At 69.6% G+C, this 20,998-nt stretch carries 13 protein-coding genes; 6 read left to right on the plus strand and 7 right to left on the minus strand.

The window, feature by feature from the left end:
• Positions 1-29: 29 nt before the first annotated feature.
• On the minus strand, positions 30-2,240 hold the full coding sequence (locus FBZ83_RS26125; RefSeq protein WP_145689742.1) for a DUF6165 family protein: 2,211 nt from the start codon (positions 2,238-2,240) through the stop codon (positions 30-32).
• 174 nt (positions 2,241-2,414) lie between these two features.
• On the opposite strand from FBZ83_RS26125, the gene pseB reads away from it, so the two are divergent.
• The 5 genes from pseB to pgmG all read left to right on the plus strand — a co-directional run bounded on the left by pseB (position 2,415) and on the right by pgmG (position 8,159).
• Entirely contained in the window at positions 2,415-3,467 is a 1,053-nt protein-coding gene (pseB, locus tag FBZ83_RS26130; protein WP_200479216.1) for a UDP-N-acetylglucosamine 4,6-dehydratase (inverting), read from the plus strand.
• 10 nt (positions 3,468-3,477) lie between these two features.
• Positions 3,478-4,725, plus strand: a complete 1,248-nt coding sequence (pseC, locus tag FBZ83_RS26135; RefSeq protein ID WP_145689744.1) for a UDP-4-amino-4,6-dideoxy-N-acetyl-beta-L-altrosamine transaminase — start codon at positions 3,478-3,480, stop codon at positions 4,723-4,725.
• Between the two features lie 100 nt (positions 4,726-4,825).
• Positions 4,826-5,122 (plus strand): hypothetical protein, encoded by a 297-nt coding sequence (locus tag FBZ83_RS26140; protein ID WP_145689746.1) that lies wholly within the window; start codon positions 4,826-4,828, stop codon positions 5,120-5,122.
• 277 nt (positions 5,123-5,399) lie between these two features.
• A complete protein-coding gene (locus FBZ83_RS26145) occupies positions 5,400-6,722 on the plus strand; it encodes a UDP-glucose dehydrogenase family protein (protein WP_145689747.1) in 1,323 nt (440 codons plus the stop codon).
• Positions 6,723-6,755: 33 nt separating this feature from the next.
• The gene (gene pgmG, locus FBZ83_RS26150; RefSeq protein ID WP_145689748.1) at positions 6,756-8,159 is read left to right on the plus strand and encodes a phosphoglucomutase/phosphomannomutase PgmG; all 1,404 of its coding nucleotides are present in this window, start codon (positions 6,756-6,758) and stop codon (positions 8,157-8,159) included.
• Between the two features lie 168 nt (positions 8,160-8,327).
• Here the strand turns inward: pgmG and FBZ83_RS26155 are convergent, their stop codons facing one another.
• The 6 genes from FBZ83_RS26155 to FBZ83_RS26180 form a co-directional block, all read right to left on the minus strand.
• On the minus strand, positions 8,328-9,434 hold the full coding sequence (locus FBZ83_RS26155; RefSeq protein ID WP_186466193.1) for a site-specific integrase: 1,107 nt from the start codon (positions 9,432-9,434) through the stop codon (positions 8,328-8,330).
• A 286-nt stretch (positions 9,435-9,720) separates the two neighbouring features.
• A complete protein-coding gene (locus FBZ83_RS26160) occupies positions 9,721-11,118 on the minus strand; it encodes a glycosyltransferase (RefSeq protein WP_247888479.1) in 1,398 nt (465 codons plus the stop codon).
• A 488-nt stretch (positions 11,119-11,606) separates the two neighbouring features.
• Positions 11,607-12,497: a ParB/RepB/Spo0J family partition protein gene (locus FBZ83_RS26165; RefSeq protein ID WP_145689751.1), complete on the minus strand. Its 891-nt coding sequence runs from the start codon at positions 12,495-12,497 to the stop codon at positions 11,607-11,609.
• Positions 12,487-13,494 (minus strand): AAA family ATPase, encoded by a 1,008-nt coding sequence (locus FBZ83_RS26170; RefSeq protein WP_247888480.1) that lies wholly within the window; start codon positions 13,492-13,494, stop codon positions 12,487-12,489. Before FBZ83_RS26170 ends, FBZ83_RS26165 begins: the two co-directional genes overlap by 11 nt.
• A gap of 184 nt (positions 13,495-13,678) precedes the next feature.
• Positions 13,679-15,988 (minus strand): DUF4347 domain-containing protein, encoded by a 2,310-nt coding sequence (locus FBZ83_RS26175; protein WP_145689753.1) that lies wholly within the window; start codon positions 15,986-15,988, stop codon positions 13,679-13,681.
• Between the two features lie 452 nt (positions 15,989-16,440).
• Positions 16,441-19,305, minus strand: coding sequence for a DUF4347 domain-containing protein (locus FBZ83_RS26180; RefSeq protein ID WP_145689754.1), 2,865 nt, complete (start codon positions 19,303-19,305; stop codon positions 16,441-16,443).
• 573 nt (positions 19,306-19,878) lie between these two features.
• Here FBZ83_RS26180 and FBZ83_RS26185 point away from each other — a divergent pair.
• Positions 19,879-20,997, plus strand: a complete 1,119-nt coding sequence (locus FBZ83_RS26185) for an NAD(P)/FAD-dependent oxidoreductase (protein ID WP_145689755.1) — start codon at positions 19,879-19,881, stop codon at positions 20,995-20,997.
• The last annotated feature ends 1 nt before the right edge of the window (position 20,998 follow it).

The following is a 20,998-nucleotide window of genomic DNA, read 5'->3' on the forward strand; positions in this document are numbered from 1 at the left end:
CCACCGACATGTCATTCCCGCGCATGGCCTCAATAGGCCGCGTAGGATTTCTCCTCGACGAGCGCGCTGCCGAGCCGTTCGTTGATTTGCCGCTTGATGGCGGCGCGCTGGTCGTTCGTCCGGTACACGGCCCGCGCCAGTTCGATGAAGCGCGGCCCGAAATCCTGGGCGCGCTCGCAGTCGCGGATCGCGTCCTCGATCTCCCACAGGGCCGTGTTGACCGCCTTCAAAGCGGCGGCCAGTTCGCGCAGTTCGGCGGTGGACGGTATGTGCCGGTCCGCGGTCCGCGTCAGGATGCCGTGCTCGGTCTCCACATTGCGCCGTTTGACCGGGTCCTGGATTCGCTCACGCTTGATCTCCAGGATGGAGATCTTGTCCAGGAGTTCTCCCGGAGCGGTTTCCACGAGGATGTCCGTCGTCCGCATCGCCTTCGCCATCATGATCTGGAACAATTCGCCGGCCATCCGCGCGACGACGGGGCGCCAGTCTCCCGGCCGCGTCTGTCGGAACAGCCGCATGGTCGGGTACCAGGGGCAGTCCTCCCGCCCCATCAGCCACCGCCAGTCCGGCACGGCCTTCAGCGCCAGCCAGACCGGGCGGCCGAGCGCGCCGGCCAGATGCGCGACCGCCGTGTCGGTGGTGACGATCAGGTCCAGCCCCATCATCACCGCCGCGGTGTCGCGGAAGGCGTGCGGTCCATCGTCGAATCCCGGCCCGAGCACCGTCACCGCCATGCCCTCCGGCAGCCGGTCGAGCTGCTCCAGCCCGTGATTCTTTTGCAGGCTGACCAGCCGCAGGCCGGGGATCCGCGCCAGCGGCGCGAACTCCGCGAGCGGCACGGAGCGCCCGCGGTCGACCGCCGCCTGCGGGTTGCCCTGCCAGACGATGCCGACCCGCAGGCCGCCCGGCCCATCGGCGCCCACCGTCCGCGGCGGCAGCCGCCGGGCCCAGGCCTCGACCCGGTCGGGCTCGGCCTTCAGATAGGGGATGGGCGCCGGGATCGTCCCGAACTCCGTGCGGAAGGCGCGCGGCAGGCTGAGCAGCGGGCAATGGGCGTCGAAGGGCGGCAGGGGCTCGCCCTTGGCCACCAGCGTCACACGGCCCTCGGGAACCGGCAGGGAGCCGAGCAGGCGGAGCAGCGGGCGCGGCGCCTCGACCACCACGCGCCACCCGCGCGCCACGGCGGCCGGGACGTAGCGGATGAACTGGATCGTGTCCCCGAAGCCCTGCTCGGTGTGGACGAGCAGTGTGCCGCGGACCGGCTCCTCCCCCCGCCACAACGGCTGCGGAAAGGGACCGCCCGGCGCTTGGTTCCCCTCCTGGCGCAGCCGCCACTCGTAATCGTCCCAGCCGCAGGAAAAGTCTCCGCCGAGCAGCCGGGACAGCGCGCGGTTCCAATGGGCGTTCGTGAAGTCCGGGCGGCTCGCCACGGCCCGGTCGTAGGCCGTGACCGCCTCGTCCAGCCGCCCCTGATCGTGCAGGCTGTTGCCGAGGTTGTTCAGCGCCTCCGCCCAGGCGGGCCGGAGGAGGATGGCGTTCCGCTGCGCCAGAATGGACGACGGCAGACGGTCCAGCTCCCGCAGGAGGGTGCCGAGCGTGGACAGGGCCTCGGCGTGGAAGGGCTGGACCGCCACGGCGCGCCGGGCGGCGGCGGCGGCCTCGTCCGGCCGCCGTTGTCTGTCCAGCGCAAGGGCGAGGTTGTGCAGGATGTCCGGGTTGCCCGGCTGGACCGCCAGGGCGCGGCAAAGCGCCGCGACCCCGCGATCGATCATCCCCTGCCCCTGCCGGATCAACGCGAGGTTCGACAGCGCCTCGGCATGGTCGGGCCGGACCGTCAGGACCCGGCGGTAGATCCGCCCGGCCTCCTCCAGCCGTCCCTGCGCGTTGAGGCCGGCGCCGAGGTTGCACAGCGCCTCGGGAAAGTCGGGCCGGAAGACCAGGGCCTGCCGGTAGGCCGCCTCGGCCTCCGCCCGCTCCAACGCCGTCAGCGCAAGGCCGAGGTGGTAGCTGCAGTCCGGCCCCGGACGGACGGATGCCAACGCCCGGAACAGGGTCTCCGCCTCTCCCGCCCGCCCGGTGTCCAGACACAGGGCGCCCAGGCCGAGCAAGGAGTCGGCGTTGCGGGGATCGCCGCGGAGAACGGCGCGGTGGAACGCCTCCGCGTCATGGACGGCGCCCGCGGGCGGGAGGGAGGGCGCCCCGGACCGGTTCGCCGTTGCGGAAGGATCGTTGGCCGGCATGCACGCCAGAGTGCAAAGGAATGGTGCCGGTGCAACAATTTTTTGCGAAGGGCGCTTTCGGCAAAGCTGTGGGACCGCCCCGCTGGTTGCCGAAATATTAACCCACTGATAGGGGTATCGGGCTAAGGTCGGCCGGGACGACCTCAGACACCATCACGCGCGACCACGGTGACCATGCAGCAGCTTGACCGTTCGAATGGGGCGCCGACCGAGGCTCTGCAATCCGGCTTCGGCCTGCTGGACGGCCGCTCGATCCTGGTCACCGGCGGCTCCGGGTCCTTCGGGCGCCGCTTCGTCGAAACGGTGCTGCGGCGGGCCAACCCGCGCCGGGTCATCGTCTTCTCCCGCGACGAGTTCAAGCAGTACGAGATGCAACAGCAGCTGGGCTCGGAATGGGCTTCCACGCTGCGCTTCTTCATCGGCGACGTGCGCGACCGCGAGCGGCTGGAACTGGCCATGCGCGAGGTGGACGTGTGCGTCCACGCCGCCGCGCTGAAGCATGTGCCGGCCGCCGAATACAACCCCATGGAATGCATCCACACCAACGTCTACGGGGCGGAGAATGTGGTGCGGGCCGCGCTGAACACCGGCGTGAAGCGGGTGATCGCCCTGTCGACCGACAAGGCGGCCAACCCGGTCAACCTCTACGGCGCGAGCAAGCTGGCCTCGGACAAGATCTTCATCGCCGCCAACAACCTGTCGGGGTCGCTCGGCACGCGCTTCTCGGTGGTGCGCTACGGCAATGTGGTGGGCTCCCGCGGGTCGGTGATTCCGCTGTTCCGCAAGATGATCGCGGAAGGGGCGGAGACGCTGCCGGTCACCGACGAGCGGATGACCCGCTTCTGGATCACGCTGCAGCATGGGGTGGACTTCGTCGTCTCCTGCATCGCGATGATGCAGGGCGGGGAGATCTTCGTGCCGAAGATCCCCAGCATGCGCATCACCGATCTGGCCCGCGCGATGGCGCCCCACCTGCCGCACAAGCCGGTCGGCATCCGCCCCGGCGAGAAGCTGCACGAGGTGATGATCACCGAGGACGATTCCCGCCAGACCTTCGAATTGCCGGACCGCTTCGTCATCGAGCCGGCCTTCGCCTTCTGGACGCACGAGCCCTACCAGCGGCTGGGCGCGCGTCCGGTGGCCGACGGCTTCCGCTACGCCAGCGACACCAACGGCGACTGGCTGGACGGCCCGCGGCTGATGCGGCTGATCGCGGAAACCCCGTGACGGCCCTCCGATGACCAGTTCCGCGTCCGGGTCCCCGCCGCCCTTCCTGCCCTACGGGCGCCAGGACATCGATCAGGCCGACATCGACGCGGTCACCGCCGTTCTGCGCGGTGACTGGCTGACCCAGGGGCCGGCGGTGGAGGCCTTCGAGCGGGCGCTGTGCGAGCGCACCGGCGCGGCCCATGCGGTCGCCTGCGCCAACGGCACCGCCGCCCTGCATCTGGCCACCCTGGCGCTGGGGCTCGGCCCCGGCGACGCGATGGTGGTGCCCGCCGTCACCTTCCTCGCCACCGCCAACGCCGCCCGCTATGTCGGGGCGGAGGTCGCCTTCGCCGACGTCGATCCCGACACCGGCCTGATGGGGCCGGAGCAGGCGGCGGCGGCGCTGGAACGGGCAACCCGCGCCGGCTGGCGGGTGCGCGCCCTGGCCCCCGTGCATTTCGCCGGGCAGACCGCGGACATGGCCGGGCTCGGCGCGCTCGCCGGGCGCCACGGGCTGGCGGTGATCGAGGACGCCTGCCACGCCATCGGCAGCCTGGATCTGGCGCCCGACGGACGCGCCCTGCCGGTCGGCGGCGGCGCCTTCGGCACGCTCACCGCCTTCTCCTTCCATCCCGTGAAGACCATAGCGGCGGGCGAAGGCGGCGCCGTGACCACCAACGACGGCGATCTGGCCGCCCGCCTGCGCCGCTTCCGCAACCACGGCATGGAGCGGGACCCGGCGGGGTTCGAGGACCGCGAGGCCGCCGTCGACGAACACGGTTCGGCCAATCCCTGGTATTACGAGATGGCGGAGCCGGGCTTCAACTACCGCCTGACCGACCTTCAATCGGCGCTCGCCCTCAGCCAGCTCACGCGGCTGGACGCCTTCGTGGAGCGCCGCCGCCGTCTGATGGACCTCTATGCGGAGCGGCTGGCCCCGCTCGCCCCTCTGGTCCGGCCGGCGGCCCGCGTGCCCTGGTGCCGCCCCGCCTGGCATCTCTGCGCCGCCCGCATCGACTTCGCCGCCGCCGGGCGGACGCGGGCGCGGGTCATGGCCGATCTGCGGGCGCAGGGCATCGGCACCCAGGTCCACTATATCCCGGTCCACCGCCAGCCCTACTGGCGCCGGCGCTACGGCGACCTCGCCCTGCCCGGCGCCGACGCCCATTACGCCCGCACCCTGTCGCTGCCGCTGTTCCCGGCGATGGCCGACGCCGACGTGGACCGGGTCACCGCCGCCCTGGCCGCGGCGCTGGGCCTGCCCGCTCCGGCGTGACCCCCCGCATCGTCGCTGGCCGGCGGCGCTGCTGAACGGTTTTCTCCCTTCCAAAAATGCGCTATGCCAAGCGTCATCTCGAACGCTTCGGAGCAGGGTCATGGCCGAGGGTACTGTGGACTATTACGCGATGGTCGAAGAGGCCTGGCAACTGAGCGACGCTGCGCGCGACTACGTGAAGAACGCGGGCCGCGACGTGGACAACGCCGAACTGTGGGACAAGGTGTTCGCCCCCTCTCCCCTGATCGACCTTGAGCGCACCCGCGCCGAGGGCGGGCAGCCGCTGCAGAAGATCTTCTTCAAGAATCCCTACGGCCTGCAGTACCGGGCCGACCACAAGGATTGGATCCCGTTCCGCCACGGCGCCCTCGACCCCGCCTATCTCCAGGCGATCTGAGGCCGCACCAACACTGGATGGCCCCAAACCCGGATGGCCTGAAGGCCGGTTCGCACCGACAGCGCGCCGCAAGCGGCCATCGGCCGGGCCGGCCCTTCCCCGGCCGGCCACGGGCGGCCCGATGCGCGCCGGCCTCCACGGCTTCCGCGCCCTCCTGCAAACGGACCGGGTCATCCAGGCTGCGGCCCGAAACGCACCGCACAGCGTTTGAATGCCAGGAACCGCCTCCCGGTCCGGAGACGGGCAGAGGCGCGTGGCTTTCAGAAAAGGAACTTTCATGCGCATAGCGATGATCGGTACGGGCTATGTCGGGCTGGTGTCCGGCGCCTGCTTCTCGGAATTCGGGGTGCACGTCACCTGCGTGGACAAGGACGCCGGCAAGATCGAGCGGCTGAAGCGCGGCGAGATCCCGATCTACGAGCCGGGTCTGGACGATCTCGTGGCGCGCAACGTCGCCGCCGGGCGGCTGTCCTTCACGCTGGACCTGAAGGAGGCGATGACCGGGGCCGACGCCGTCTTCATCGCCGTGGGCACCCCGACCCGCCGCGGCGACGGCCATGCCGACCTCTCCTACGTCTACGCCGCCGCGGAGGAGATCGCTGCCCATCTCGACCATTACGCGGTGGTGGTCAACAAGTCGACCGTGCCGGTCGGAACGGGCCGCGAGGTCGAGGCGATCATCCGCCGCACCAACCCGCAGGCCGATTTCGACGTGGCCAGCAACCCGGAATTCCTGCGCGAAGGCTCGGCCATCGGCGATTTCATGCGCCCCGACCGCGTGGTGATCGGCGCCTCCTCGGAGCGCGCCGCCGATGTGATGCGCCGGCTCTACCGCCCGCTCTACCTGATCGAAACGCCGATCGTCCTGACCTCGCTGGAAACGGCGGAGCTGACCAAGTACGCCGCCAACACCTTCCTGGCCACCAAGATCACCTTCATCAACGAGATCGCCGACCTGTGCGAGAAGGTGGGCGCCAACGTCCACGACGTGGCGCGCGGCATCGGGCTGGACGGGCGCATCGGCAAGAAGTTCCTGCATCCCGGTCCGGGCTACGGCGGCTCCTGCTTCCCCAAGGACACGCTCGCCCTGGTGCGCACCGCCCAGCAAGCGGGCAGCCCGCTGCGCATCGTCGAGACGGTGGTGGAGATCAACGACGCGCGCAAGAAGCGGATGGCCGAGCGCATCGTCGCCGCCTGCGGCGGGTCGCTGGCCGGCAAGACCGTCGGCGTGCTGGGCGTCACCTTCAAGCCCAACACCGACGACATGCGCGACGCCCCGTCGCTGGACATCGTCCCGGCCCTCCAGGCCGCCGGGGCCACCGTGCGCGCCTTCGACCCCGCCGGCATGCACGAGGCCGAACGGCTGCTGCCCGGCGTGGAATGGGCGAAGGACGCCTACGGCGCCCTGGAGGGGGCGGACTGCGTCGCCATCCTGACGGAATGGAACGAGTTCCGCGCGCTGGACCTGAAGCGGGTCAAGGCGCTGCTGAAGCGGCCGGTGATGATCGATCTGCGCAACATCTACAATCCCGCCGACATGGCGGCCGCCGGCTTCGCCTACTCCTCCATCGGGCGGCCTGCCGAGCCCACCAGCGTCTGAAACGGAACCGGTTCAAGGAGGTCAGTCCAGACCATGAGCGAGGCCCACACGTTCCATCCGACGGTGCTGCGCGAATACGACATCCGCGGCATCGTCGGCAGCACCCTGACCCCCGCCGATGCCCGCGCGGTCGGGCGGGCCTTCGGCACCGTGGTCGCCCGCGGCGGCGGGAAGACCGTGTGCGTCGGCTACGACGGCCGTCTTTCCTCACCGGAGCTGGAAGCCGCCCTGGTGGAGGGGCTGGTCGCCTGCGGCCTGCATGTCCTGCGCATCGGGCTCGGCCCCACCCCGATGCTCTATTTCGCCACCCGCGACCGCGAGGCGGCGGCCGGCGTGATGATCACCGGCTCCCACAACCCGCCGGACTACAACGGCATCAAGATGATGCTGGGAAAGGGGCCGGTCTACGGCCGGCAGATCCTCGACCTTGGCGTCATCGCCGGCAAAGCCGACTATGTCTCGGGCGAGGGCTCCTCGGAACAGATCGACGTCCGGGACGCCTATGTGGACCGGCTGCTGAAGGACTATGACGGCACCCGCGATCTAAAGGTCGCCTGGGACGCCGGCAACGGCGCCACCGGCGAGATCCTGCGCCGCCTGACCGCCCGCCTGCCGGGGACGCACACCCTGCTGTTCGACGACATCGACGGCAGCTTCCCGAACCACCATCCCGATCCCACGGTCGAGCGGAACCTCGTGGACCTGAAGGCCGCGGTGGCGGAGAAGGGCTGCGACATCGGCATCGGCTTCGACGGCGACGGCGACCGCATCGGCGCCATCGATCACCGGGGCCGTGTGGTGTGGGGCGACCAGCTTCTGGCGATCTACGCCACCGACGTGCTGAAGGACCATCCCGGCGCCACCATCATCGCCGACGTGAAGGCCAGCCAGACGCTGTTCGACGAGATCGCCCGGCTGGGCGGCGAGCCGCTGATGTGGAAGACCGGTCATTCGCTGCTGAAGGCGAAGATGGCCGAAATCGGCTCGCCGCTGGCCGGCGAGATGTCGGGCCACATCTTCTTCGCCGACAAATGGTACGGCTTCGACGACGCGCTGTACTGCGCAGTCCGGCTGATCGGCCTCGTCAGCAAGCTCGGCGTGCCGCTGTCGGAGCTGCGCGACCGCCTTCCGGCTGTGGTGAACACCCCGGAAACCCGTTTCCAGGTGAGCGAGGAGCGCAAGTTCCAGGTCGTGCAGGAGGTCAAGGACCGGCTGACGGCCGAGGGCGCCGACGTCAACGACATCGACGGCGTCCGTGTGACGACGGCGGACGGCTGGTGGCTGCTGCGCGCCTCCAACACCCAGGACGTTCTGGTGGCCCGTGCCGAATCCGCAACCTCCGAAGGGCTGGAGCGGCTGAAGGATATGGTGGTCGCGCAGTTGGCGGCGTCCGGCCTCCAGGCACCCTCCTTCGAGGACGGCGGAAGCGCCCACTGACGGCATCCAACCGAACAAGGCCCTTTCCTGCGGATGCGGGGAAGGGCCTTTTTCCTGCCTGCTTTCCTGCCTGCGGTTTGGCCGACGGTCCGGTGAGAATTCTCACCGTGTCCGGCCGGACCGCAAGGGACCACACGGCCTCACCGAAGGGCTCGCCTGCGTTCCCGATCAGGAGCCGCCCCCGCCCCGTGAGCGGAAGAGCTTTTCGGTGACGTTGTTGCGCCAGCGGTCGCGCGAGCGCAAATAGCGCCGCGCCACCTCGGTGGACTTGTGGCGGGTCTGGCGCATGATGTCGTGGAGCTGCGCCTCCTCCTCGGCCGCCGCGGTGGCAAGGCCGGCACGCAAGCTGTGGCTGGAGAAGCGCTCCGGCTCGGGCAGGCCGGCCCGGACGGCGCTCTCCTTGACCAGCCGGGCCACCGCCTTGTCGGACAGCGGCTTACCGGTGACCGCGCCGTTCTTCAGCACGCCGCAGAACAGCGGGTCCTCGGGGCGCAACGCGCCGCGCACCGCCAGCCAAGCGTCGAGGGCGCGCAGGGCGCAGAGATCCGGATCGGCGGCCGCCCAGATGGCCACCGCGTCGCCGCGCCCGCGCTGGTCGGTCTTGGAGCGGCGCACCGTCACCTCGACGCCGCGGTCGGGATGGCGGGTGACGTCGGCGACGCGCAGCGCCACCAACTCGGAGCGCCGGAGCGCGGCGCCGTAGCCGATCAGCAGCATGGCGCGGTTGCGCAGGCCGAGCGGCCCGTCGGGCTGCGCCACGAGCAGGCGCGGCAGGACGTCGAGGAGGATCGGCGCGGCTTGGCGGATCGGGCGGTCGGCCTGGCCGCGGGCGAGGCCGTCGAGCACCAGGGCGATGCGCGGGTGCTTGAGGTCGACCGGAACCCCGGCGAGGCGGTGGGCGGTGGCGATGGCGGCGAGGTGGACGCGCAGCGTCGGCACGGTCAGCCGTTCGGCCGCCTTGACCAGGTACATCCCGATGATCTCGGCGTCGCCGGTCAGCGGTGCGAAGCCGAGGCGCTCGCACCACGCGCCGTAAGCCGTCCAGGCGGAGCGGTAGGCGCGCAGCGTGCCCTCCCCGCGTGCCCGCGTCGCCCAGACAGCGGCCTGCCGGGCGAGGTCCTGGATCTCCGCGGCGCGCGCCGGGTCCGCCGGGACGACGAGGCGGCCGAAGATTCCGGTCTCGACGGCGACGCCGGCGTCCGGCGCCGGCCAAGCGGCGCCCGTCCCGTCCGGGAAAAGGCGGGGGATCGGATCGTCCGGCGTGTCCTGCGGCATCGGGTTTTGTCGGCGGCGAAAGCGGGGGTTCGCGCGGAGGATGCGGGATCGCGGCGGCGCACGCAAGGGTTCCGTCCGGAAATGCCTATTGTCGGACGGAACAGCTCCGCCCCTCTGCACCGCGCCGCAGTGTGTGTTCGCGATCATTGGCGAAGAGCGCAAAAGGATCGTTCACTGACGGAAGCAAAGTTCCGAAATGGTATCATCACCCGCGACGGTGACCGTCCACGCGCCCGCGCCCGCCCCTTGGACGGGACGGGACGCACGCGCGCGGGGCCGGCGGGGATCAAAGCGCCTTCAGCTTCTTCCAGGCGAACAGCACCATCCGCAGCAACAGCCAACCATGGGTGAAGCGGCTGATCTGCGTCTCGCCGTAGCTGCGGTCGGCGTAGCGGATCGGCACCTCGACAATCTCCAGATTCAGCTTCGAGGCGCCGAAAATCAGGTCGAAGTCACCGAACGGATCGAAGTCGCCGAAGTAATGGCGGTTGGCGACGATCTGGTCGTAATCGCGCCGCCACAGCACCTTCGTGCCGCACAGCGTGTCGGTGAAGCGCGTGTTCAGCAGGAACGAGAAGATGCGGGCGAAAGCGCGGTTGGCGATCCAGTTCAGGAAGCGCATTGCCTCATCGGCCATCGGATAGACCAGCCGGGTGCCGTTGATGAACTCCCCCTGCCCGGACGCGATGGCGCGGTAGAATTTCGGCATGCTTTCCGGCGGCACGGTCAGGTCGGCGTCGAGGATCATCAGGATGTCGCCCCGCGCCGCGGCGAAGCCGGCCCTCACCGCGTCGCCCTTGCCCTTGCCCGGCTGCTTCATGACCTTGATGTCCCAGTCCGGATAAGCGGCCTGGACGCGCAGGCATTCCTCGTAGGTGTTGTCCTGGCTGTTGCCCTCGACGTAGATCACCTCAAGATCCGGGCAGAAGCGCGGCATGCGCCGGATGGCGTTCTCGATGTTGCCGCGCTCGTTGCGGCAGGGGATCAGCACGGTGCAGGACGGCTGTCGCTCCGGCGCCCGGGCGACCGGACGGCCCACAACGTAGTTGCGCAGGCAGAGCTTCCGGACTCCCGGCAACGGGGCGATGCTGCGGTTGATGAGCGTGCCGAGACCGAGCAGCCGACGCGGCACGAGCTGCCGCCACTCGCGCTTCACCGGCTGCCAGCCGGCCAGGGTCAGCAGGCCGGCGATGTCGGCGCTGGACAGCCAGTTCATCTGCCCCTGCGGCATCTTCAGGCCGAACCGTTCGGCGGCGGCCAGGACCGGCTCCCACAGGCGGGAATGGTAGCTGACGATGATGCGCGTCTGCGGCGTGGCGAAGCGATGGAGCTGGCGCAGCGTCTCCTCGATGTCGTCGAGGAAGCCGACGGTGTCGGACAGCAGGATGACGTCGAAGTGCCCTTCGATCTCCGCCAGGACGGCGGGGTCCTCCGCGTTGCCGATGTGGAATTCCAGCCCCGGATGACGCTCCCGCGCCCGTTCGATCATCGCCGGGCTGAGGTCGATGCCCACCCCGCGTGACGGCTCCAGGAAGGACAGCGTGTCGCCGGTGCCGCAGCCGATCTCCAGGACCGACGCGTTCTCCGGAATGAGGAAACGCAGATAGGCGCGATCGGCCTCATGGAAGGCCCGGTTGCGCTCGACCCAGCGGTCGCGCTCGGGAGCAAGGCTGTCGAACAGCATCCGCACGCTCTTCTGGCGGGGCGACAGGGAACCTGCGTCACCGGCTCGGGTGGGCGCACCGGCTGCAGCGTCTTCGAAACTCTCAACAGTCATAAATAAGGTCCGTGACAACGTGTTCGGAAGCAACCGGGCCTCCGCCGAACAGGGCAAGCCAAGCGCGGCAGCCGGCAAAGGCCGGTGGTCCGGACGACAGTCCAACGGGCGGGCGTCACAGTGATACCGAACCCGGCAAAATGCAACCGAGGTGTGGAAGCGCTTACCAGAGGACACAAGCCGGTGTTTGTCACCAAGCGGCGGCCCCGCGGACCTCCGGGACGGCGGCGGATGGCGGTGGCCTGCCGTCGTGATTGCCTCCCGCCGCCCTGGAACATGGACCCCAGGATGTTGGAAGTCCGGTCATCGCTGCCGGAGGGTCGGTTTCCAGACGGTGAGAATTCTCACCGTTATGCCCAGAGGGGAACAACGGTGAGAATTCTCACCGTCGGCCGTCACTCCGGATCGCCGTCCAAGATAGCGTCGATGCTGCTGCGCAACGCGCGCAGAACCTCGCGGTCCACGCCGTCCAGCCGCTTCGGCTTTTCCTGGAACGCCTGCAGGGCGTCCCGTGTCCGCAGGATGTTGCGGGACACGCGCAGGCTGAAGGCGCTCAGCACGGCCTCCGGCTCATCCTCCCGGCGGGGCGGCCGCGCGCCCGGCGCGGCGCCATCCCCGGCCCGGGGCGGGGCGGCGGCGGGCAGGGGATCGTTGACCAGCGTGTCCCACAGGCGAAGCTGCGCCCCCGGATCGTCGAGGGCGGCGACCTGGTACAGCTTGTAGCGCGCGAGCTTCCTGGGGGCGGTTTCATACCGCTCGCGCACCGCAGCGGACACTTTCGTCAGGGCGATGGTCCGGGTGATCTCGGCACGGTCGCGTCCCATGATCTGGCCGAGATCGGCGTGGGAGTAGCCGTGTTTCTCCACCAGGGCCACGAAGGCGTCCGCTTCTTCGAACGGTGTCAGCTCGGCGCGCAGCACGTTTTCCACCACCGCCACCTCGGCGGTGTCGATGCCGTCCGGCACCAGGATGCAGGGGACCGTCTGCTGGCCGAGGGCGCGGACCGCGCGCAGGCGCCGCTCCCCGAAGACGAGCTGGAAGCGGCTCGGCCCCAGCTCCCGCACCCCGATCGGCTGCTGCAGGCCGTGCTTGCGGATGGAATCGGTCAGCGCGGCGAGGTCCGCCTCGTCGAAGCGGCGGCGCGGCTGGTCGGGATTGGCCTCGATCCACTCCACGTCGGGGTAGACGAGCCTCACGCCCTGCTCCGGTTCCGCGAAGACGGCGAGCGCGCCGCGGCTCATGGCGTTCAGCCGGGCGAGGTTTCCGGTTCCGAGCTTACGCGACATGGGCCACCTCCACACGCTTGTGCCGTTCCGCGGCGATGGCGTCGGCAAGCGCCCGGTAGGAGGACGCCCCCGGCGCGTCGGGCACCGCCTCCAGGGCGGCGCGTCCGGCAAGGGCGGCGTCGCCGTAGATGGTCGCCCGCGGCACCGGCGGGAAGATGCGCAGCGTGCCACCCAGCGCGCTGTGAAGCTGCTCCAGGGTCACCTGGTGCTGGTTCAGGCGGGCGTTGTGCATGGTCGGCAGGATGCCCAGGACGGCGAGGCTGGGATGGCAGCGCCGCTTCAACTTGTTGATCGTCTTCAGCAGATGGTTCACGCCGATGGAGGACAGATACTCGGTCTGGCAGGGGATCACGATGACGTCCGACGCGACCAGGCCGTTGGCCGTGCACTGGCCCAGGTTCGGCGGGCAGTCGATGAAGATGAAATCGTAGGCGGCCCGCGCGTCCTGCAGCCGCTCCCGCAGGGCCATCGGGCCGCTGGGGTCGGCGGTCAGTTCCACCTCGACCGACGCCAGCTCGATGCTCGACGGGGCGATCTCCAGCCCGATGTCGCCCACCGGAACCACGATGTCCTCGACGGCGACCTCTTCGCGCAGCACATGGGCGAGCGACTTGCGCCGGCCCTCCTCGTACTCGATCAGGTCGATGCCGAGATGCGCCGTGGCGTTGGCCTGCGGGTCGGCGTCGATGATCAGCACGCGGTAGCCCTCGCGCGCCAGGATGCTGGCGGTGTTGACCGTGCAGGTGGTCTTGCCGACCCCGCCCTTCTGGTTGGCGAGGCAGACGACCAGCGCCGGGCCGTGCTTGCCGTCCACCACCGTCGTCTCCTTCAGCAGGAAGCGGACCACCGCGTCGGGGATCTTCTCGCTGTTGCTTTCCCACCGGGAGATCTTGGAGCGGTCGTAGCGCCGTTCCAGCCGTTCGTTCAGCCAGGCCGCGAAATCCGGCTGTGAGAGTTTGCGCTCCTCCCGCAGGAGCCTCATGTCTTCGCCACGCACGTCAACCTCCACAGCGAATGCGCTTGCCGTGTTCAACCGATACGACGGAGCCCCGAATCGGTCAAGGTTGACGGTCACTCCTGTTGCATCAACAGCCGGCATCAACAGGAAAAAGCCGGCCCGGGGGAGAGCGTCCCCCGGGCCGGCGCGTTTGGAACCGCCTCGCCTTACAGATTGCCTCGCCTTACAGATTGATGAAGGCGACGTAGTTCTGGCCGTCCACCGAACCGGTGGTCATGCTCATCGCGCCCACGGCCTTGCCGGTGAAGGTCATGCTGGCGTCGATGGTGCCGTTGCCGTCGATGTCGCAGTGGACCGTGGCGCCCTTGTAGCCCTCGGCACCGCCCATCTCTTCCCAGGACAGCTTGGAGACACCCTCCTGATACCCCCACAGGGTGGACCACTCGCCCTGCTCCAGATCGGTGACGGTGGACCAGGTCGTCGCGCCGCCGCGGCCATCGACAAAGAAGGTGTCCTTGCCCGAGCCGCCGATCAGCCAGTTGGAGCCGGCACCGCCGTCCAGCACGTCGTCGCCCGCCCCGCCCCAGGCCGCATCGTCGCCGCCCAGCAGGTTGAGGAAATCGTTGCCGTCGGAACCGCCCAGCACCTCGCCGCGGTCGTCGCCCAGGAAGCTCCACTGCAGACCCGAGAACGGACCGTCGTAGGCGTAGGCCTTCACGTCCTCCGTCACGCCGTCCACCGTGCGCTGCATCGACGCGAAGGGACGGTCGTCCACCGGCGGCTCGGTGCCGGTCGGCGGGGTGGTGGTCGGCGGTTCGGTCGTCGGAGGCGTGGTGGTCGGCGGCTCCGTCGTCGGGGGCGTCGTGGTGGGAGGTTCGGTGGTCGGGGGCTCCGTGGTCGGCGGCGTGGTGGGGGCGTCCACCAGCGTGACGGTGCTTCCGCTGACCTGGAACTGACCGGCGGTGAAGCTGCCGGCGAAGCGCAGGGTGACGTCGGCACCCGCCGTGGCATCGGTGCCGATGTGCAGCAGGGTGACGCCGTCCACCGTCTCCGCCTGGACCTGCCCGGCGGTGAGCTGGCTGCCGTTGCCGGCGGTGGCGGTCCCGGACATCGCCGTGCCGGTGACGGTGAAGGCGTCGCCCACCATGGCGCCGGTGATGCCGCTGGTGAAGCCGTTGGCCTGGGCCATGGTCATCGTCACCGCGTGGAGGACGCTGCCGACCAGGTCGAGATTTTCCACGCTGGTCAGGGTCATGCCGGAGAGGTCGATCTGCGGCGTCGCCGTGGTGATCTTGCCTTCCGGATCGGTCACGTCGTCGGAGCTGATGCGCAGCGTGTCGGTGCCGGTGCCGCCGTCGTAGGAGACCGTGCCGGCGTCGCCCTGGGCGGCGATGATGAAGGTGTCGTTGCCGGCCCCGCCCTGGATGACGTCGGCCTCGTCCATGGTGCCGTGTTCACCGCTGTAGAAGACGTCGTCGCCGTCGCCGCCGATCATGGTGTCGGCGTCCCAGTCGCCGATCAGCGTGTCGTTGCCGGCACCGCCCATGAGGCTGTCCTTGCCGCCACCGCCGACCAGCAGGTCATCGCCGTCGTCGCCGTAGAGCATGTCGTCGTCGGCGCGCCCGAAGATCTGGTCGTTGCCGGCGCCGCCATGGACGGTGTCGTTGCCGTTGCCGCTCTCCAGCGTGTCGTTCCCGGCGCCGCCGGTCACCGAATCGGCGCCGTCATGGGCCCAGAACCACACGGGGTCGTTGCCGGCCACCATGGTGTCGTCGAAGTTGCTGCCGACCCAGCGCTCGATGTCGATGAAGGTGTCGCCCGCGGCGTCACCCGTGCTGTTCCCCGGAGTCAGCAGGTCGAGCACGAGGCCCGTGGTGGCGGTCTCGTAGGACGCCTCGTCGAAACCGGTACCGCCATTCAGCACGTCGGCACCGGCCCCGCCGATCAGCGTGTCGTTGCCGCCACCGCCGATCAGCGTGTCGTTGCCGGCGCCGCCCTCGATGACGTCGGGCTCATCGTCGCTGGTCAGCAGGTCGGGACCCGCCGTCGTGGTGCCGGTGACGGCCAGCACATGGGACCAGCCTTCGGTGCCCGCGAAGGGGGAGGGGGTGACGACGGGCGCGGTGCTGCGGTCGAGCGTCCAGGACGCGCCCAGCGCATCCGGGCCGACCGGCCCCGACGAGGCGGCGACCACCGCACCGGTGGCGGCGGCCAGACGGTCGAGCAGGAGGCGGCCCGCCTCGCCCGCACCGGCGTGGCAGGCGTGGATGTGGATCTCGGTGCCGCGCGCGTCCGGCCAGGAGCGGTCGAGCAGCGACCCGGCGTCCAGCGGGCTGGAGCCGATCAGGACCCGCCCCGGCTCGCCATGGGCGACCAGATGCAGGACGGACGGACGGGCGGCGAGAGCGGCAGCCAGCACGGCATGGCCATCGTCGGCGGCGGAGACGAGTGTGACCTGGACGTCGGAACGGCGGCGGCTGAGCAGCCCGTCGAGATCCTCAAGTCCAGCGTCCGCGATGATGACTTCGGTCAAGGGAGACTCTCCGTGGATTTTGTTGTGATCGCTGGGGCGCCCGGTCGCATCGTTCACGGATACGGGGTAGCGCGACACCCATTCACATGCGCCTTCGGAGAGGCATCCTGCAATTGCCCAAGAAGAAATAACACATCGTCATCACGGGAACTTAATTAGTGCGTTATCTTACTTGATAACGGAAAACTCTTTACTCATATGATCGGTCAAAGTCCTATGAGAACTGAATATAAACTTTCCCCATCAAGGGGTAATTGAAGAAAATATGGCGACCGCGCCCTGAAATTTCGGGGCAGGCCTTGCCCAAAAGGGCTAACCTTATTCGTCCTGACAACCGAACCGGGCCGCCAGAGCAGGCCGCAGAGCGCAAAAAAGCCGGCCCGGAGCGGACTCCGGGCCGGCGCTTTGCGGGCCGTTTCAGATCACGGCGTTTTGAACCGCGTGATCCGCGGTCACAGGTTGATGAACGCGATGTAGCTCTGGTCACCCACCGAGCCGGTGGTCATGCTCATCGCACCCACCGACTTGCCGGTGAAGGTCATGCTGGCGTCGATGGTGCCATTGCCGTCGATGTCGCAGCGGACCGTGGCGCCCTTGTAGCCCTCGGCACCGCCCATCTCCTCCCAGGACAGCTTGGAGACGCCCTCCTTGTAGCCCCACAGGGTGGACCACTCGCCCTGCTCCAGATCGGTGACGGTGGACCAGGTGATCTGGCCGCCGCGGGCGTCGACGAAGAAGGTGTCCTTACCCGCACCGCCGATCAGCCAGTTGGAGCCGGCACCGCCGTCCAGCACGTCGTCGCCGCCGCCGCCCGCCGCCGCGTCGTCACCGCCCAGCAGGTTGAGGAAGTCGTTGCCGTCGGAGCCGCCCAGCACCTCGCCGCGGTCGTCGCCCAGGAAGCTCCACTGCAGGCCAGAGACCGGACCGTCGTAGGCGTAGGCCTTCACGTCCTCCGTCACGCCCCCCACCGTGCGCTGCATCGACGCGAAAGGACGGTTGTCCACCGGCGGCTCGGTACCGGTCGGCGGGGTGGTGGTCGGCGGTTCGGTCGTCGGAGGAGTCGTGGTCGGCGGCTCCGTGCTCGGCGTCGAGGGCGTCCCGCTCAGGGTGATCCCGCTGCCGCTGACCTGGAACTGGTCCGCCGTGAAGCCCCCGGCGAAGCGCAGGGTGACGTCGGCGCCCGCCGTGGCGTCGGTGCCGATGTGCAGCAGGGTGACGCCGTTCACCGTCTCCGCCTGGACCTGCCCGGCGGTGAGCTGGCTGCCGTTGCCGGCGGTGACCGTCCCGGACAGCGCCGTGCCGGTGATGGTGAAGACGTCGCCGCCGGTGGCGCCAGTGATGCCGCTGGTGAAGCCGTTGGCCTGGGCCATGGTCATCGTCACCGTGTGGCGGACGCTGCCGACCAGTTCCAGCCTCTCCACGCTGGTCAGGGTCATCCCGGAGATGTCGATCTGTGGCGTCGCCGTGGTGATCTTGTTTTCCGGATCGGCGACGTTGTCGGAGCTGATGCGCAGCGTGTCGGTGCCGTCGCCGCCGTCGTAGGAGACCGTGCCGGCGTCGCTCTGCGCGGCGATGATGAAGGTGTCGTTGCCGGCCCCGCCCTGGATGATGTCGGCCTCGGGCAGCGGATCGTGCGCGCCGCTGTAGAAGACGTCGTCGCCGTCGCCGCCGATCATGGTGTCGACGCCCCAGTCGCCGATCAGCGTGTCGTTGCCGGTGCCGCCGTCGAGCATGTCGTTGCCGCCGCCGCCGGCCAGCAGGTCGTTGCCGGCCTCGCCGTACAGCATGTCGTCGTCGGCCCGACCGAAGGCCCGGTCGTCGCCGCCGCCGCCGTAGATCGTGTCGTTGCCGATGCCGCTTTCCATCGTGTCGTTGCCGGCGCCGCCGATCTCGAGATCGTTGCCGCCATGGCCCCAGAACCAGACGCCGTTGTCGTTGCCGATCAGCTGGTCGTCGAACTCGCTGCCGATCCAGCGCTCGATGTTGGTGAAGCTGTCGCCCGCGGCGTCGCCCGTGCTGTTCGCCGGGTTGCGCAGGTCCAGGATGATCCCTGCGGTCGAGTTCGCGTAGGTGACCTCGTCGAAGCCGTCGCCGCCGTCGAACACGTCGGCACCGGCGCCGCCCTCCATGGTGTCGTGCCCGATGCCGCCGATCAGCGTGTCGTTGCCGTCGCCACCGTACATCAGGTCGTTGCCCTGGCCGCCGTCCATGCTGTCGTCGCCGGCGCCGCCGTACATGGTGTCGGCGTCGCCCTCGCCGAACAGGGTGTCGTTGCCGGCGCCGCCGTCGAGCATGTCGTTGCCCCAGCCGCCGTAGATCAGGTCGTTGCCGTCCTCGCCATAGAGCACGTCGTTGTCGGCGCGGCTGTAGATCTGGTCGTCACCGGCGCCGCCATAGACGGTGTCGTTGCCGTCGCCGCTCTCCATCGTGTCGTTGCCGGCCCCGCCGATCTCCACGTCGTCGCCCGCATGGCCCCAGAACCACACGGGGTCGTTTCCGGCCACCATCGTGTCGGCGAAGTTGGAGCCGATCCAGCGCTCGATGCCGGTGAAGGTGTCGCCCGCGGCATCGCCGGTGCTGTTCGCCGGGTTGCCGATGTCGATGACCATGCCGGCGGTGGCGTTCTCGTAGGTGACGACGTCGAAGCCGTCGCCGCCATCGAACACATCGGCCCCGGCGCCGCCGTCCATCGTGTCGTGCCCGATGCCGCCGATCAGCGTGTCGTTGCCGCCGTTGCCGATCAGGATGTCGTTGCCGGCCCCGCCGTTGATGTTGTCCGCCGCGTCATCGCTGGTCAGCGTGTCGTTGCCGTCGGTCGGCGTGCCGGTCACGGCCAGCTCATGGGCCCAGCCGCGCGCACCGGCTCCCTCGACCCCGGCGAAGGGGGAGGGGGTGAAGACCGGCGCGGTGTGCACGTCGAGCTTCCAGGACGCGCCGCGCTCCGCCGGGCCGACCGGCCCCGAGGACGCGGCGACCGTGGCGCCCGTGGCGGCGGTCAAACGGTCGAGCAACAGGCGGCCCGCCTCGCCCGCACCGGCATGGCAGGCGTGGATGTGGATCTCGGTGCCGCGCGCGTCCGGCCAGGAACGGTCGAGCAGCGACCGCGCGTCCAGCGGGCTGGAGCCGATCAGCACCCGCCCCGGCTCGCCATGGGCGACGAGATGCAGGACGGACGGGCGCGCGGCGAGGGCCGCGGCCAGCACGGCATGGCCATCGTCGGTGGCGGAGACGAGCGTGACCTGAACGCCGGGACGGCGGTGGCTGAGCAGTCCGTCGAGATCCTCAAGGCCAGCGTCCGCGATGATGACTTCGGTCAAGGGAGACTCTCCGTGGATTTTGTTGTGATCGTTGGGATGCCAGATCGCCTCCTTCGCGGACATTGGGAAGGTGGCGACATCCTATGACATGAATTTTCATGGCGTATTCCTGCAATCCTCTAAGAAGAAATAATCCAAGCTCCTCCGTATTACCGTGACGCGCCAAAAGACAGGCACGGCCAAAGTGAGTTCGTCAGTCGCATATTTCTGATTTTATTGGAGACACCCAGATAATCCGGAACCTCCGGAAGAGGGGCGCGAGGGGCTAGCGCTCTTCCTACACCGCATTTTCGAAGGGAGAGGGGGCGCGGGCGCCCATCATGCGGATGCGTCCACCCCCCTTTCGCGTTACGCCCACCCTCCTTCGACGCTCCGGTCGTCGCACCGCCTTCCGACATGGGGGCAGCTTTGGGACAGGCGGAGCGGGGGGGGGGGGGGTTCCCGTGCCGCTTTTCCCTGTCCGCGGAGGAAACGGCACGGCGCGGGGCGCTACAGCCTTGTGCGGCACAGCCCGTCTGGCGTTTCTATGGTCATGCGCGGTGAAGCAGGCGCAGCGGAGCGGAGAGGAACGCGATGGAGCGGGTGGACTGCGTCGTGGTGGGGGCCGGAGTGATCGGGCTGGCGGTCGCCCGGCGGCTGGCGCGCGCCGGCCGGGACGTGGTGATTCTGGAAGCCGCCGAGGCCATCGGCACGGGCACCAGTTCGCGCAATTCCGAGGTCATCCACGCCGGACTCTATTACCCCACGGGAAGCGTCCGGGCGCGGCTGTGCGTGGCCGGGCGCGACGCGCTGTACGCCTTCTGCGCCGCGCATGGCGTCGCGCACCAGCGCATCGGCAAGCTGATCGTCGCCACCGAGGAAGCCCAGCTGCCTCGCCTGGCGGCCATCCAGGCGCAGGCCGCGGCCAACGGGGTAAACGATCTGCGCGCGCTTTCCGCCGCCGAGGCGGCCGCGCTGGAACCGAACCTGCGCTGCGTCGGCGCCCTGCTGTCGCCCTCCACCGGCATCATCGACAGCCACGGGCTGATGCTGGCCCTTCAGGGCGACGCGGAGGACTCCGGCGCCATGCTCGCCTTGCGGAGCCCGCTGGAGCGCGGCCACCGCACCGCCGACGGCTTCGAACTGGCGGTCGGCGGTGCGGAGCCGGTGCGCATCGCCTGCACCACCCTGGTCAACGCCGCCGGGCTGGGCGCCTGGACCGTGGCACGGAGCCTGGAGGGGTTTCCCGCGGATCGGATCCCCCCGCGCGTTCTGGCCAAAGGCAACTATTACGCCCTGACCCGGGGGCGCTCCCCCTTTTCACGGCTGGTCTACCCGGTCCCGGTGGAGGGCGGCCTGGGCGTCCACCTGACGCTCGACCTCGCCGGACAGGCCCGCTTCGGCCCCGACGTGGAATGGCTGGTGCCGGAGGATTACGACCGCATCGACTACGCGGTGGATCCTCGGCGCGCCGAGAGCTTCTACGGCGAGGTCCGGCGCTACTGGCCGGGCCTGCCCGACGGCGCCCTCGTGCCGGCCTACGCCGGTGTCCGTCCGAAGCTGGGCGGCCCCGGCCAGCCGCAGGCCGATTTCCTGATCCTGGGGCCGGAAGCGCACGGCATCCCCGGCCTCGTCACCCTGTTCGGCATCGAATCACCGGGTCTGACCTCCTGCCTCGCCATCGCCGACGAGGTGGCGGCGCGGCTGGCCTGAG

Origin of the sequence: Azospirillum brasilense (assembly GCF_007827815.1) — a bacterium.
Lineage (GTDB): Bacteria > Pseudomonadota > Alphaproteobacteria > Azospirillales > Azospirillaceae > Azospirillum > Azospirillum brasilense_C.